Annotated in this window: 13 protein-coding genes; 1 reads left to right on the plus strand and 12 read right to left on the minus strand. The window is 35.7% G+C overall.

Annotated features, from left to right (window positions below; all coding sequences use genetic code 11):
• Positions 1-31: 31 nt before the first annotated feature.
• A complete protein-coding gene (locus FJR37_RS06940) occupies positions 32-253 on the plus strand; it encodes a type II toxin-antitoxin system Phd/YefM family antitoxin (RefSeq protein WP_168465634.1) in 222 nt (73 codons plus the stop codon).
• Positions 254-418: 165 nt separating this feature from the next.
• Here FJR37_RS06940 and FJR37_RS06945 read toward each other — a convergent pair whose 3' ends face one another.
• The 12 genes from FJR37_RS06945 to FJR37_RS07000 form a co-directional block, all read right to left on the minus strand.
• Positions 419-781, minus strand: a complete 363-nt coding sequence (locus FJR37_RS06945) for a type II toxin-antitoxin system RelE/ParE family toxin (RefSeq protein ID WP_039203845.1) — start codon at positions 779-781, stop codon at positions 419-421.
• Positions 771-1016, minus strand: coding sequence for a hypothetical protein (locus FJR37_RS06950; RefSeq protein ID WP_039203847.1), 246 nt, complete (start codon positions 1014-1016; stop codon positions 771-773). Before FJR37_RS06950 ends, FJR37_RS06945 begins: the two co-directional genes overlap by 11 nt.
• A gap of 96 nt (positions 1017-1112) precedes the next feature.
• Complete coding sequence (locus tag FJR37_RS06955) at positions 1113-1556, minus strand: hypothetical protein (RefSeq protein ID WP_168465635.1); 444 nt, start codon at positions 1554-1556, stop codon at positions 1113-1115.
• Between the two features lie 128 nt (positions 1557-1684).
• Entirely contained in the window at positions 1685-3109 is a 1425-nt protein-coding gene (locus FJR37_RS06960) for an O-antigen ligase family protein (protein WP_039203848.1), read from the minus strand.
• 84 nt (positions 3110-3193) lie between these two features.
• Positions 3194-4138 (minus strand): glycosyltransferase family 2 protein, encoded by a 945-nt coding sequence (locus FJR37_RS06965; RefSeq protein WP_168465636.1) that lies wholly within the window; start codon positions 4136-4138, stop codon positions 3194-3196.
• Positions 4056-5258 (minus strand): glycosyltransferase family 4 protein, encoded by a 1203-nt coding sequence (locus FJR37_RS06970; RefSeq protein WP_039203851.1) that lies wholly within the window; start codon positions 5256-5258, stop codon positions 4056-4058. Before FJR37_RS06970 ends, FJR37_RS06965 begins: the two co-directional genes overlap by 83 nt.
• A gap of 192 nt (positions 5259-5450) precedes the next feature.
• The gene (locus tag FJR37_RS06975; protein WP_168465637.1) at positions 5451-6437 is read right to left on the minus strand and encodes a glycosyltransferase family 2 protein; all 987 of its coding nucleotides are present in this window, start codon (positions 6435-6437) and stop codon (positions 5451-5453) included.
• Positions 6424-7602 carry a glycosyltransferase family 1 protein gene (locus FJR37_RS06980; protein ID WP_168465638.1) on the minus strand — a complete coding sequence of 393 codons (1179 nt, stop codon included), beginning with the start codon at positions 7600-7602 and terminating at the stop codon, positions 6424-6426. The genes FJR37_RS06975 and FJR37_RS06980 overlap by 14 nt, the downstream gene beginning before the upstream one ends.
• Positions 7603-7712: 110 nt before the next feature.
• Positions 7713-9542 (minus strand): heterocyst formation ABC transporter subunit HepA, encoded by a 1830-nt coding sequence (gene hepA, locus FJR37_RS06985; RefSeq protein WP_168465639.1) that lies wholly within the window; start codon positions 9540-9542, stop codon positions 7713-7715.
• A gap of 66 nt (positions 9543-9608) precedes the next feature.
• Positions 9609-10553, minus strand: coding sequence for a hypothetical protein (locus FJR37_RS06990; RefSeq protein WP_168465640.1), 945 nt, complete (start codon positions 10551-10553; stop codon positions 9609-9611).
• Between the two features lie 244 nt (positions 10554-10797).
• Entirely contained in the window at positions 10798-11568 is a 771-nt protein-coding gene (hepC, locus tag FJR37_RS06995; protein ID WP_039203855.1) for a heterocyst development glycosyltransferase HepC, read from the minus strand.
• A gap of 1157 nt (positions 11569-12725) precedes the next feature.
• Positions 12726-14954, minus strand: coding sequence for a polysaccharide biosynthesis tyrosine autokinase (locus FJR37_RS07000; RefSeq protein WP_168465641.1), 2229 nt, complete (start codon positions 14952-14954; stop codon positions 12726-12728).
• Between the last annotated feature and the right edge of the window lie 277 nt (positions 14955-15231).

The raw sequence follows: 15231 nt of genomic DNA on the forward strand, positions 1-15231 counted from the left end.
ATAATCAGATTAGAAATTCAAGTCTATTACTGTGTCTTCCATAGAAATCACACAGGCAATTAACCAAACATCGGAATTATTCCATCTAGCGTTAAACGGAGAAGAAATTATTATTACCGAAAATCACCAACCATTGTTAAAACTAACTGCACTCAAATCTAAATATCAATGTCCCTCTCTATTTGGTATAGATAAAGATATCATTTCTATTGCTGATAATTTTGATGCACCATTAGAAGAATTTGAAAATTAACCATGCAAGTTAGCATTTTTTATTGTTTATTTAACCATTCTTCTAAATTAGAGATTTTACTAAAATAATTAATTCCCGAATTAGCTAATATCTGTTGAATATTAGCAAGTAGGTTGGGTTGAGGTAACGAAACCCAACATTTATTATTTCTCTTATTGGCGTTTTTTATTCATCTCTATAAAACTCGTCTAAAATAGAATTAATCTCATGATCAGTAATATCTTCTTGTTCAGATTTATTGTAAATTGTTAACAATAAAATGCTGGTTTCTGATTCAAGTAAATAAATTACCCGATAACCAGCACTTTTACCTTTTTGAAGATTACTATTTTTGACTCTAGCTTTATAAATATAAACATCTTCATTAAAACCAGTTAATCTATCTCCTAATAAATTTCCTTTTTGCAATTCTGTAATGAAAGATTGAGTATCAGAACGAATATTTCGGTATTTTTTGGCTAAATGTTTTAAATTTATCTGATATTCAGGAGTTAAATCAATATTAATTAAGAAAGAATCATTCTGCATCAATTCCTTCCCACATTTTCTCTAAAGGGATTCTTTTTCCTGCTTTTGCTTCTTGTAATGCTGTTTTTAAACTTGCTTTAATTTCCAGAACCGAAGTATCATCAAGATCAGATTCAATGTCATCTGATACAAGGATAATTACTCTCACTTGACTAGATGTATAAATTTCTAAAGGTTTATCTAATAATAATTGACCTTTTTCATCAACTTTTCCCATGACTTCAAAAGCTTTCATTACTTAACCTCAAATGAATATTAATATAACCATAGCAATGTAAGTATTGTAACACAAAATATCTTACTTATGAATTAGTTTCCAAATAAATAATAATCATAATAAGTCTAACTCCTCTGTTGTACCATCAAACAAAAGAGTAAATAAGCCAATTTTCTTCATTTCCTCAATGTAAGGAGGGGTTTCACTTTTCCAATGATAAGCTAAATCTCTTAACCATGATTGAGTTAAAGTTATTAAAGTAGATTGATAGATGATGCCTTCAATACTGCCTGCATCATAATGTTCTAAAACCTTTTTCGTGTCCAATCTTGCTACTTCTACAAAAGTCGGACTCTTAAAGATTCTCATGACATTAGAATTAACAAACATTAAAAAAGGAATATGCTGGTATTGTTCCATTTTTAAGATATTAAGATCCGGGGAAGAATACATACCTGAAAATCTCACATCTATCATCAAAATAGATTTATCATCCTTATCTTTAGCAGCAATTGCTGGTTGAAAATCAATTACAGTTGGAGGTTGTATTTTTAACATGGTATTTCACCTCTTGTTTAATAGTTTAACTACTTTTCAGACAGAAAATATTTGTACTAAATTTTATCACAATTTATCAATAAAATGTGAAAATCTAAAATTTTTAAACTCTAAGAAGGGGTTTTAATTTAACTCTGTGGTCTGCTATAGTATTTATGACCTGCCATAGCCATTGCCAAAAATCCCCACATAATCATCCCTGCAATACTCAGCATCCCGCTATAAATAATTAACTGGGCGCAAGAACTGATACCAATAGCGCGGGCAGCACTAAGAAAACTATCAAAACGACCTTCTGTATAATTACTAACGGTAATTAGCATTAATACTAACCCACTAATATAGGGTATAGCACCAATCCAACCCAAGGTAAAAAACATATCTAAAATGCCGCTATCAATAACAATGACTTCTATCTGTCCAGTTTTTTCATTCACTTTCCAGATATTTCCAAAGCCGTTACCGACAACATTAGAAAGAGCTAAATTCAGGTTTCTGTCATAAGTTGCGGATCTATCTCTAAAACTACCATCTTGTTCGAGATTGGAAAAACTTTCAAATCGAGTGGTAATAACTTTAGAAAGCGGTTCGATAGTCACTAAGGGAATAACGCAGATTGACATTACTAAAATTATGGTAATTAATCGCATTTGAATTTTGGGTTTTACTGAACCAAAAATCATAACTATTCCTAGCAACCAACCGCCCCAACTTGTCCGCACTTGGGAAAGTAAAAATGATAAATAACCCACAGCAGAAGCGGGGAAAATTAACGGACCAGTGCTGGTAAATAATAATAGTAAACCAGCTTGCATGACAGTTCCGAATGGACCAGGTGAGTGTAATGTACTCCAGACGCGCATTCCAAAAGGAATTGGGTGTCCAGCACTGGTAAACATTTTCGATTGAATTAGCCAATATCTATCCCATTGAGGAGCGACAACAAATTGATAGACACCGTAAGCTCCCAGGATGAGTACACACCAAATAAATGTTCTTTGCAGATGTTGACGATAAGTGGGATAATCTCGCCAGTTAGAAAATAAATGAAAAGCAAAAATTATGGGACTTAACCAATCTAAAAAACTCCGAACTACAGGGAGTGGTTGATTGTAAATTAAACCTATTAAACATCCATAACAAACTCCTATGGCTGCTAAAAGAAATGGCAGTCCCCCTTGACGAAGACTGCTAGGTAGATGTTTGAAAAAGGTGAATATGGTCAGGAATACGACTAAATAAGGTGCAATTAACATTTGTCTGGTGGGGTCCCAGCCAACTTTATAGTCAACGAAACGAGTGATTATAGGGGTCAGGAACCAAATCCACCAAGTGAAACCAATATAGTGGATGGGATGCCGTAAATACAAAAATACAGCGACTAGAAAGGCACTGGCGGAAAAAACAAAGTGCAAACTGCCTGTACTGGTAAAGTAGCAAGCTGTGATCAGGAGGATAAAAGCAAGAATGATAATCCAACTTTGGGCTGATCGATCTTGGGGAGAAAATTGTTCTTTTAAAACTGTATTGAAAAGTGTTGGTTTGGAAATCATTTTGATCTGATTATTCTATAAAAAGTTTAGTTAGGAGATAGATCCCCGACTTCTTGAAGAAGTCGGGGATATGGGTTGGGTTAGTTAATAACTAAGATGGTGTTTTTTTATGTTTCTATATTTTTGATATCCTAACCATCTTCCTTGTAAAGATGCTCGCAATTTTTTACTGGCGATTTCTTTTTGTTGGGGAAATAGTCTCAGCCATTGACATATTCCTAAACTTTCTCTTGTGCCAACTAAAATTGACCAGGATAAAAATATAATTTGACGCAGGGGCGAAAGATGTTCTAATAAAATTAAGGTTTCGTTGTGGACTAGGTTAATTAATGCGGTGTCGTTAAAGTTGTGGCGTTGATCTTCGTCAAATCTTTGGGCGGGATAGTGATCTACTGCAACGCTGGGATCATAAATTATTTTCCATCCAGTGCGCTTGAGGGTGAGGGCGAAGGACATTTCAAAATGTACTTGTGCGCCTGTTCCTTGCATTCTGTCATCAAATCGCAATTTACCGATCGCTTGGGTACGAAAGCTCATATTCACACCTTTGAGAACATCAACTTCACGGGGTGCGCCTATTCCTAAGTGGTGGTTGCCAATGACGCGCCCGCACCATTGCAATTTACCAACTATGGGACGAGAACCATTTTCGAGTTTGTCTCCTTGATACACCCAATCACGACCACCAACGCCACCAACGGCATAATTAACGCTGAAGTGAGTATTAATTTTTGCTAACCAATCCGGGTGGGGGGCGGCATCATCATCAGTGATGGAAAGAATGTCTCCCTGTACTTGTGCCAGTCCGGCGTTGAGGGCGGCGACGACTCCGGGCTGGGTGACGGTGACAATCTGTAAGGGGAGGAGGTGGGGCGGAAATTGTTGGAGGAATTGCTGGGTTTCTGTGTCTGTATCTCTGACGACAACGATCGCCTGATCAACTGATTTAGTTTGCTGTTGCAGTGCTTTCAGACAGCGGGCTAGGTCTTGAGGACGGCGATAGGTGGGGATGAGAACTGTGTTTCTCATGGGTGATTAACTCCTCAAATATATTTAGATAGGTTTGTGCCATTGTTGACCAGCTATGTTGTTCGGCAATAGTCCGGGCAACTTTACCCATTTGTTGACGCAGTGAGCGATCGCTATTTAACAACCCAAGCGCATCGGCTAAAGCATTAACGTCATCACAATCGTCTAAAACGATGCCACAGTCGGGATTAACTAAATCAGCCGCACCAGTAGTAGTGGCGGTAATCACGGGCAAACCTGAAGCCATCGCTTCAATCACTACAAGTCCAAAAGGTTCATAACGGGATGGAAATACAAATAAATCTGATGCCCGTTGAATTTGGGGCATATCACGGCGATAACCTAAAAAATGCACTCTTTTACTAATATTTAATGCCTTTGCCATTGCCGGATAAGGGCTATCTTGAGTACCACCGACAACTGCTAAATGTAATTCAGGAACTTTTACTAAGGCATGAAGTACAGTATCTAAGTTCTTACGAGAAATGCGAATATCACCTGCAAATAATGCCAAATTAACATTCTCAGGCAATCCCAATTCCGTCCGAGAACTGACACCAGGAGCAAATTCTTGTAAGTCTACACCATTAACAACAACCCGAATTTGTGAACGAGGTACATCAATATTTACTAATTCTTGGGCAACTTTTTCTGAGACAGCAATAATAATTTTAGATTTCCGAAAAGCTTGTTTTTCCCAATAAGCATTAGCCGCAGTAAATAACCATTGATATAACCCGTACAAATCTTTACGGTTATGGGAAATATGCACAGGCGATTTCAACCAAGAACCATGTACAAAATGCACGGCATTCACATCACTTGCCCCCATAGTAATCGCGCCATTTACCTTAATCAAATCTAAGTTGGCTCTATTTTTACGCAACCAATCAGCACTTTTTTGAGCAAAAATAAAATTGCGAATAAATTCCGTAGGATACCCTTCTACTGGAATATAAATACAATTAACAGCACTATTTTCGGCTAACTCTGGGGCAATTTCACTAGCTAATAATGTCAGATCATGACCACGACGAATGGCTTCTTGAACTACTTCATAATTAACTCTACCTTGACCATCACCTTTTCTGATTTTGTGGGTAACAATACAAATTTTCACTGATAACCTCTTGTGATTTACAAAAAAAAGGGAACAGGGAATAGAGGCGTTGCTGATTAAGGGTATGAATTTTAGTCTCACGCAAAGGCGCAAAGACGCACTGAGGTTTGAGTTTTAAAGATTCAATTTGGGAATTTCATACCTCGATTCAGCAACGCCAGTTTTTTCTGTTCCTTGTTCCCTCTGAATAAATTAGGAAATTTTCCAAATTTTATTCGTTAGATTGGTAGGAATAAAACTAATAATTAAAGCCACTAAAGTTCGTAAATTGAATTTTTGCTCACTTAAAGTTTGCCAAAAATAACGGCGAGCATCTGTAATTTTTTGATCTCGTAATAAGCCAATTCCTAAAGTTGTATTAGCTTCTAACCATTTGGTTTTAAAGTAGGAATTAAATTCTAGTAAATGTTGATCTTCCATAAAAGTTTGATAACAGAATATCTCACTTTTACCTTTACGGATTTTTGCTTGAACATTGCGACTACCACTAAGCATAGTATCAGTTTGTTCATGCTCTCGATATTTGGTTAATTTTTCAGGAACATAGTAAACTCCATAGCCAGAAATACAACAAAGATAAGTTAAATATAAATCCCACATTCCGTCAACCTCTGAAGGAATATTATCCCAATTAAGCACACCATTTCTGATTACACAAGCAGCCGCAGTGGGAATACTTTTATCAATTAAGCCAATTTGAGTAAAATTTTTATGAACTCCGGGAGTGATTTGATCACGTTTATAACTGCGGGTATTATTTTCAGTGGCAGCCACATTAATTTTACTATCACCATCTATAATATATTGGTCACAAAATGCCAAAATTAAATCGGGATTTGCTTCTAAATTGGGGACAAGTTTAGATAAAAAATCCTCATTCCATATATCATCATCATGGAGACTAGCCACATATTTACCTGTAGCAATTTTAAAACCATGAAACTGGTTAGCTAACATCCCAATATTTTGCTCATGTCGCCAAAATTTGATCCGTGAGTCTTGAAATGATTCAATTAGTGCTTGAGGATTCTCAGAACTACAATTATCAGAAACAATAATTTCTAGATTTTGATAAGTTTGGTTAACAGCACTATTAATGGCTTGTTTCAGGTATTCTAGGCGATTATAGGTGGGGATAATGACGCTCACCAAAGGTTCGGAGGAGTTAATATTTAACATTGCTTGGAGGATGAGAAAATAAACTATGGGAAATGTTTGTTTCTTTTTGGGAAACTATCTCTAAAAAACGCAAAGCTGTAGGTACAGGACTATAATTTTCAATTGCCCAACTTCTCCCTTCTTGAGCAATATATTCGAGAATTTCGGAATTTTCTAAAATTCTATCTATTGTGGCTTGGACATTATCTAAATCTACACCAATATAATGTTGCCAATTTTCTGGCATTACAGGTAAAGCAATTCCATATTTCTTAAAATCCACATGAAATGTCACACACCCTGCCGCTAAAGATTCCCAAAATCGCCAACTATCCCATTGCAAAATTGTATTTGACTTTAACCTCAATTTTTTTATTACCCGCTGAATATTCTGATTAATTAAACCACCTGAATTTTTAGGCCAAGCAGTGACAAAAAAACCACCAAAACAAGCACAGGCAGTTGAATATTTGAGGCGGTTGTAGTAACTTGGATAGTGGCGTTTACCAGTTTGTAACCAGTGAAGATAATGATAGGGTTCAGTTGGATATTCAGCTTGCTTATCAACAGTATTATTGATTTGCAAAATATTACTAATTTTTGGCATTAATAGACTGGAACTTAAATTTCTGACGGGATGACCAGTTTGCCAATGTCGAAAATTAATGAGTATTTGTCTTTTTTTATCCTGGAAATTTGGTATTTCTTTCAATTCATGTAAGATTCGGTTACTCAGTCCAAAAGACCAGGGATAAAAGTTATCTAGATAATTCAGGTGTTGATTGAAGTGGGTTTTGAGAATGACATCAAATTGTCTGTATTCTGGTAATTTATGATAATCTTTATCGTTATCATTACCATCCAAATAAACAGTTAAATATTTTCGTCCTGCATGAAATAAATTATCTGGCAGAGGATATTTGCTATTAAACCAATTATTACTAAATACTACAATAGAACAATCATCGGTTGTAATATTTGGATCATGACGAAAGAGATATTTTTGTTTTTCCGTTGACTCTTGCCAGTAATTGATATTCGAGACAAAGGATATCCCCAGTTCTCGAAAACCTTCTGCTAAACAAATAAGCAAATGCTGAAACTGATCTTCTTTTTCAGTTTCTCCTCTAGGTAAACAGAAAAAATATATTTTGCCATTAAAGTTAGTTAACTGTTCATGTCCCATGTTTTTTGTACTCCTTGTTCCTAAAAACCAACAACATGACTCTCTTTCGATCATCAGTGAGAATTAATTTTTGACATAGATGAGCATTTAATTAACTTTTGAATTATTGTTTATCTCACTTCACTTTGAATTTGATAATATTGCCAAAATTTGCCACGTTGTTGAAGTAGCTCTTGATATGCTCCCTGTTCTACGATTTTTCCTTGTTCTAAAACTACAACTTTATCTGCTTTAGCTATAGTAGAAAGACGGTGAGCGATCGCAATTACTGTGCGACCAACAGATAGCTTTTCTAAGGATTCTTGAATTAACCGCTCAGACACTGAATCTAAGGCACTTGTAGCTTCATCTAGAATCAGGATTTCGGGGTTTTTCAGCAATGCGCGAGCGATCGCAATTCTTTGTCTTTGTCCACCTGATAACCGCACACCTCTATCTCCTAATTGCGTATCGAAACCTTCCGGCATTTCTAGAATAAATTCTAAAGCATTTGCCAATCGTGCAGCTTCTTTGATTTCTGCTTCTGTAGCTGTTGGTGTCCCGTAAGCAATATTATTCCAAACAGAAGTATTAAAAATAAAAGTATTCTGACTCACAACTGCTATCTTAGAACGCAGAGAGTTAATGTCAAATTTGCGAATATCAACTTCATCTATATAAATATAGCCGTCAGTAGCATCATGAAAGCGAGGAATTAAATCTGCAAGTGTGGTTTTACCAGCCCCAGATGAACCGATTAAAGCCGTCATTTCCCCTTGTTTAATCGAGAGAGTAATATTATGTAAAACTCGTTGATTAAGACTATAATCAAAATCTACAGACACTAAATCAATTGATCTTCTAAAACCAGAAAATCTGAGTGCGCCATTTTGAAAATAGATTTTATCGTCAGTTTTTAACAACTCCTTGATATTTTCCACTGCTCCCGCTTGGGTACTTAAAAAAGCCATTACCCCATTCAAATCTTGAGTCATAGGGATAATGCGGAACAGGACAAAAAAGAAAGTTAACAAAGCTGAAACTTTCATTAATCCTGTGCTTAAAGCCACAATAATCATACCAATTAGAATTAGCGTAGATATACTCTCAGCTAAAGGCTTAACTATCAAAGAAATCCAATAAACACTTTTCCAAGTATTAACAATTTTTTCACTGGCTTGATAATACCGATTTCGCTCAAATTCTTGAGTAGAAAAAGCATGAATTGTGCGAATACCTTCGATAAACTCTAGCACCCTAGCAGTAAAATTATCATTAGCGGAAGTAATCGCAAAACTACGTTCTCTAATTTGTTTATTTAAGGTAGATAATGCTACCGCCAAAAGACTAAATAGTAAAATAGAAACTATAGTCAGTTTCCAGGAAAGTATAAACAAAGAAATAGAATAGACAATCAGTGTAAAACTTCTAGTGATTAAAAAAGCTAGTCCACCAAAAATTTGTCTAATTCTCTCCATTTCACTGGTAAGAATATTAACTAATTCTCCAGATTTCTTATGACTAAAATAATTGAGAGTTTGAGCCTCTAACTGTTGAAAAATTCGTTTACGCAGATTATCTACTAAACTGATTTCACTAAACTGGATGCAAATCTGTCCTATATAATTAAAGGATGCCCGCATACAGGTTGTAACAACAATTAAAGCAGATATTCGATATAATCGCTCTGTTGCTGAACCATTAATTCCTAAAATCAAAATATCAAACCACTCTATCCCTGTTTTCACAGGTTCAGAACCAGGAGTAGTTAGGCTTTGCAGGAACACCAGCAAAAATCCTAAACCAAACCCTTCAAAACTTGCAGCTAAAGCCGAAAATACGATAGCTAAAATAGCCACAACTCGAAAGTGTTTAAATTCTCGTAATATTACCCGATTATTTTGCCACAAACTTGTAGCTTGCAATATTTTCATAGTTGACGGTAGAAATTTGGAATCCATAAAAATTTTGACCGATAATTTTGATAATTAAGTATAGAAGCACCAATCTCAAAAAAATTAATATGCTTACATAGGAGCGCGACGAATAAAACGACCAAGAGCAGAACCACAGAGAATTTCAAATTTTTGCCATAGTATTTTTGGTATTGAATATAATTGAATAGGTGTTTGGCTATGTCGCCAATATAATTTATCAGTTATGGTGGGAGAACTACCTTCTAAAGCACTGAGGAGTAGTTTTTTGCGCCAAGGTTTAATATGTGGGACTGTGGCGTGAGACATAATAGTACCACCAGGAACAAAATCCATGCCGTCTGGTCCAACGGTACTCAAAGGATAATTAGTTAGCATCAATGCTAAGTTTAAATAAGTCTGATCTCCATACAGATATGGATAATGATTAAAGGTATTACCGTTATAAAGATCCTTTAAATTGGCATATCCTGCCATTTCACCCAATTCTTCTAGTTTCTGCCAAATTTTCAAGATAGATTTGTAGTTTTTATGAACTCCAATGAAGCCACTATTGTAGTGATAATCTAACTCGCGCTCACAAGCAAAACCATTATTTTCAGCAAATTCTTTCCATGCTAACCGTCTCGGATGATTCGCCGGCACAAGATACCAAGAATCGCCACAAAGAGCAATTCCTCGACTTACCCAATTTTCATAAAAATCCCACTCACATTTATTGACAATATCAGGATCAAAGTAAAATAAGGCATCAATATCTGGGCAATAATTTTCCCATAATTGGGACATAAAATTAGGCTTATAAAAACCTAAATGTTTTGGAGTTGTTAGTTTGACAAATCGGATTGCACAACCTTCACCTACAAAAAACTCTTGATAACCATTTTCTGTTTTTAGCTCCTTAGCCCAATGTGGTGTATTTCCACGATAACCAGCCCAAATTATGCCTCGAAAACCATGATAATACAGGGAATTTACCAAAGCCCCCACACCATAATGGTAGTCTTTTTCAAATACGGTACAAATCGCTGTTTGCATGATATTTCTTATTTTTTAATTAGCTACATAATTCATAGTCATCAATATGAGAACAGGAAGTATTCATCAATTAGATAAAAATGCTTGAAAACACAGAGCCAATAGATTTATTCTCAAGTATAAGCAGTTGATCCTTCCCATCTATTTACGATAAGTAATTGAACAAAAATATTTACAGTCATTGCGAGCGAAGGGAAGCAATCACAACCCTTACAATTGCTTCATTTCACTTCGTTCCATATGGCTAACGCCACGCTTTGCTAACGCAATGACATTGTGTAATTAATTCTGTCTCACTATTTACATCGCTGAATTTGTTTTGCTTGTTTAATTTGTTATTTTGTGATTCTAAACTTAATTTAACTGCACTTTCCAAAGATAAACAACGATTATTGATTAGACAAAATTTTCCCTGCAATATATTCAATACATTAGATAAATTATTCAAAATGAATGTACCTAAAATAATGTTCAAATCTGTCATTTCCTGTTTAGCCATAGAACTAAACTTAATAATCTGAAAAAGTTGCCCATTTTCTCCGACATACCACTCATAATTAAACAGCAATTTGGGGGAATATATTTGCATAGTTATTAATCCTCCGAGCATGACTGGACTCATAAATAACAGCAAAAGTAAAGCCCAAGTCCAATCAATTATTATTTGTAAAGTTCTGAAAATTTGATTACCTTTCTTTGGCAATTTTTGATGCCCAGAAATGTTCATAAATATGGGCTTATTAGCTTTTTGACAAGCATTTGCCCAAACTTTTAATAAAGAATCACCAATTTTGGGATCTATGCTGACTAAACTAACTGGAGAATGTTTTAAACATTCTATTAAAGATTCTTCATTTTCTAGTGCAGCTAAATGGGGTTGTGAGAATTTTTCAGAGGCTTTTACTAATAATTTTCCTCTGCGCCATTTTAATGAGCATGATAGGAAGTTAAAATTTTCAGATTGCTGGGGGACAATAGAGTTACTATTTAGACTAGAAATGACTGAAATTGGCATATATTAACAGCGATAAATTAGTAAAAGATTGACTGAATATTTACCATTAGAAAATTAATATTTTCTTGACCGAACAGTATTGTATAGGAGTCCTATAGCAATGATTAAATATGACAACAGAAAATTAGGGACACTTGGATTTATGATCAAGAGTAGTCATCTCAGAGAAGATACTAACTTTTTGCAACCCTGAAAAATTACTTCGGTTTCGTCCTGGAGATTTTGATGATGGGTTTCAATCTCTAGAATATAAGACTCTCGATAAATAAATCATCAAGAAACAACTTCTTTATTCACTCTTTAAATAAATATTACTTTCTTCTCTATAATATTAAGATATGGTGAAATGAATTAATCGTAACTAAATAAAAATAAACCTTGTTTTATACTTGCAAAGTATATCATAAACTACTTATTAAGTAAATAAAAATAAATGTGAATTGTATTAGTAATACAACAAAAATATTTTGTATAGTAAATGGTCATTTGCCAACATACTACAGTAATAAATTGAAAATTGAAAAAGCAAATAATATCATTTTTTTAGCAGAGATTTATAAACAAAACTCAATACATTTAACCAACAAGTATCTAACCCTAATTAGACGTGAATTCGATAGCGTAGCGTGACGAGTGACGACGTAGGAGTTATTGAACTGAACCTCACCCCAATCCCTCTCCGCGTTGGAGAGGGGCATATTGGTTTGTTTTTAGCAGCATAAAATCAGAGTTTTAAGCCTCTCTAGTATTAAATATTATTCCTTTTCCCTCTCCTCTTAGGGAACACCAAAAAATAAATTACCCAATTTTGTGGGATGGGCATCCTGCCCGTCTTTGATGATTAGCGGGCAATTCGTCCCGCACCACAAGAAATTTTTGGGTATTTTTTTAATTGGAAGTCCCTTAGAAAATGTTTTAAAGGTGGTAAGTAGTCGGACAAAATTAAATTCACTCGTTGAGAGAGGGAACAGGGAACTTAAGGGGGGTAATTTAACTTGTGTGTACACGATAGCCCCTTTATAAGCGGAGGGTTAGGGAGGGGTAAAATATTTGATACAGCACTACTTAATTGATCTTGAATAGTCAACACAAAAACCCCTGTCTAATGCAGGGGTCAATATATTTTTGTGGGTTAAATAGTCAGCAAATATTCTGCTTTATTCTTCCATTGCTGGTTGTAAAACTAATTGTTTTGGTTTTACATAAGGTACATAGGTGCTATCAGATGGAGATACGCCATTAGCTACAACCCCAATCAGATTTAACCTACTCAACATCCCTGTGGCTTGATTAAGTTGGGTGCGGGTCACTTTACCAATACTTGCCATCATCACCACACTACGACAGGATGATGCCGTGAGCATAGCATCTACTAACCCAAGAACGGAAGGGGCATCTATGATTACCAAATCATAATTTTCTTCAAATGCAGCTATTAATTGAATCATCCGGGGAGAACTCAAAAGATGAGCAGGATCGGTCGGAGTTGGTCCGGCTGTTAAAATATCAATGTAAGACGACCCAGAGTAAGGAACACTGATCTGATTAGGTAGATTAACTTCACTTTCTAATAAACTAGAAAGTCCTTGTTCATTAGGAAGATTTAACTGTTTGTGCAGATTAGGATCGCGTAAATTGGCATCAATTAGTAAGACTTTTTTATGTAGGCGAGCCGCACTCATGGCTAGACCTAATGCCAAAGCTGATTTACCATCATCTGGTAATGCTGATGTCACCATTAATGATCTTAAATCTGAGACTTTATTGAGTAGTTCAATATTTTTGTAAATGAGATCAAGTGATTCCCAACGGGGAGAAGATTGTAATACTTGAATTGTCCAAGGTGCAAGAACTTCTGGCTTGCCAAATGGCAATTTTATCATGGATTCTCTGGGTTTGGGAGGTGGCAATTTAGGAGTTGTTCCTAATAATGGGAGAGCAGCTTGTTTTTCTAATTCCGCAGTGGTATGTACAGCGTCATCAGATGCTTCACGAATAAAGGCAGCAAGTCCTCCTAACATTAACCCAATTACTCCTCCTAATAAGAGATTTTGTCTCATGTTAGGACCAGTATGAAGACCTTCTTGGGGTTCTTCTACTACCTCCCAATTAAATCCACCTTTAGAAAGTTCTTGGCGTAATTTTTGTTCTGCTCTTAATAATTGTTCTAATCTTTCTCTACTAAATTGTAGTTGAGGCAGGATGCGATTGTAATAAGCCAATAGAGAAGGAAACCGCTTGAGGTCGGCTTGTAATTCTTTCTCTTTGGCTGCTAAGGTTTGATCGCGGGCGGTTAATGCAACGATGGTTGTTTGGGTTTCTACTAATTGACCTGTGAGATTAAGATCAATTTGTCCTAGTTGTCCTTGTTCTAAAAGATTGTCTCCAGAATTAAAGGTAGAGTTGGTTTTTTCTCCTAAAGTTCTGCTAACTTCTTTTTGTAAAAGTTGCTTTTGACTTTGCAGTTGTTCATATAATTTTTGAACGCTGGGAGTATCATCTGTGAAACGTAAACGTTCTTGTGCTAAAGCCAGTTCTGTTTTTTGGATTTCATTGAGTAAGCCTTGGTAGCGGGTAGACTGACTCAGACGAGAAGAAACTAAGGCATTTTGTGGAGAACGGTTCAGTTGTGTTTGCAAAGATTTTTGCTTTGCTAAGGCTTCTTCATACTGGGAACGAGTTGTTTGTCGTTCCTGTTGGACAGTATTTAAAGCTATCTCTACGGTTTTAGCTTGAGCATCTGGATCAATTAAATTTTGACTTCTGCGAAATCTTTGTAAATTTGCTTCGGAAGCGGTTACTTCATCAGTCGCTTTTCTTAATTGATCTCTGATAACTTGTAAACCTTTTTGTAGGCGTGAATCTTGTTGTTGTTTATTGTATTCTAAATAAACCTGCTGAATTGTTTTGAGGACTTTCTGAGTTTTTCCTGGATCGCTATCGGTGTAATCAACTTGAAATATTTTAGTAGCAATATTATCCTCTGGAGTCTTAATTTGAGTGAGGACTAAGGATTTTTTCAAATCCATTACAGTTAAGTCTGGATATTCAGTTTTAAGTCTATCAACTGCTTTTTTAATCAGTCCAGAACTCTGCATCAAGTTTAATTGAGTAGCTGTATCTACCTCCACATTAGCATCAGTAAATTGACTTTCAGTGTTATCTGTTTCTTTCTTGCCTTGATAGTTAGGCTCTACTAACAATTGCATGGTGCTTTTGAAGCTGGGTGGAGTTTTTAATGTAATGATGCCAGCAATAGCCGTAGAACTGAGCAATACTAATAATAACCAGGGAAATCTTCGCAGAATTACTGCAAACATTTGTCCATAACCTGGTTCTGTTTCTGATGCTGAATTTATATTGGGATTTAGACTAGTTTGAACCACTTTTATTATCCTTATCTGCGATATACTACGCAAACACCTAAAAAATTAAATGAATTAGTGATGCACAACTCCAATGCTGCAAGGCCGAATTAAAAATTAAAAAAGCAAATTATATAAGCTTTCTAGGAACTTTTAATGATGAGTTATTTTTGCCATGCTGCACTAGTAGTCTGTCAACCCAAAAATGACGGGTGAAGGGGAGCGGGGGGGAAGAGAGGCAGGGGGGTAGGGGGGGTAGGGGAGGTAGGGGGGGGAGGGGAGGTAGGGGGGGTAGGGG

It is taken from the genome of Aphanizomenon sp. UHCC 0183, from assembly GCF_009712065.1.
GTDB lineage: Bacteria > Cyanobacteriota > Cyanobacteriia > Cyanobacteriales > Nostocaceae > Dolichospermum > Dolichospermum heterosporum.

Bases quoted from the DNA above. Each gene is read 5' to 3' on its own strand.
- FJR37_RS06945 (WP_039203845.1), bottom strand. From the start codon at position 781: ATGCAGAATGATTCTTTCTTAATTAATATTGATTTAACTCCTGAATAT.
- FJR37_RS06950 (WP_039203847.1), bottom strand. From the start codon at position 1,016: ATGAAAGCTTTTGAAGTCATGGGAAAAGTTGATGAAAAAGGTCAATTA.
- FJR37_RS06955 (WP_168465635.1), bottom strand. From the start codon at position 1,556: ATGTTAAAAATACAACCTCCAACTGTAATTGATTTTCAACCAGCAATT.
- FJR37_RS06960 (WP_039203848.1), bottom strand. From the start codon at position 3,109: ATGATTTCCAAACCAACACTTTTCAATACAGTTTTAAAAGAACAATTT.
- FJR37_RS06965 (WP_168465636.1), bottom strand. From the start codon at position 4,138: ATGAGAAACACAGTTCTCATCCCCACCTATCGCCGTCCTCAAGACCTA.
- FJR37_RS06975 (WP_168465637.1), bottom strand. From the start codon at position 6,437: ATGTTAAATATTAACTCCTCCGAACCTTTGGTGAGCGTCATTATCCCC.
- FJR37_RS06980 (WP_168465638.1), bottom strand. From the start codon at position 7,602: ATGGGACATGAACAGTTAACTAACTTTAATGGCAAAATATATTTTTTC.
- hepA (WP_168465639.1), bottom strand. From the start codon at position 9,542: ATGGATTCCAAATTTCTACCGTCAACTATGAAAATATTGCAAGCTACA.
- FJR37_RS06990 (WP_168465640.1), bottom strand. From the start codon at position 10,553: ATGCAAACAGCGATTTGTACCGTATTTGAAAAAGACTACCATTATGGT.
- hepC (WP_039203855.1), bottom strand. From the start codon at position 11,568: ATGCCAATTTCAGTCATTTCTAGTCTAAATAGTAACTCTATTGTCCCC.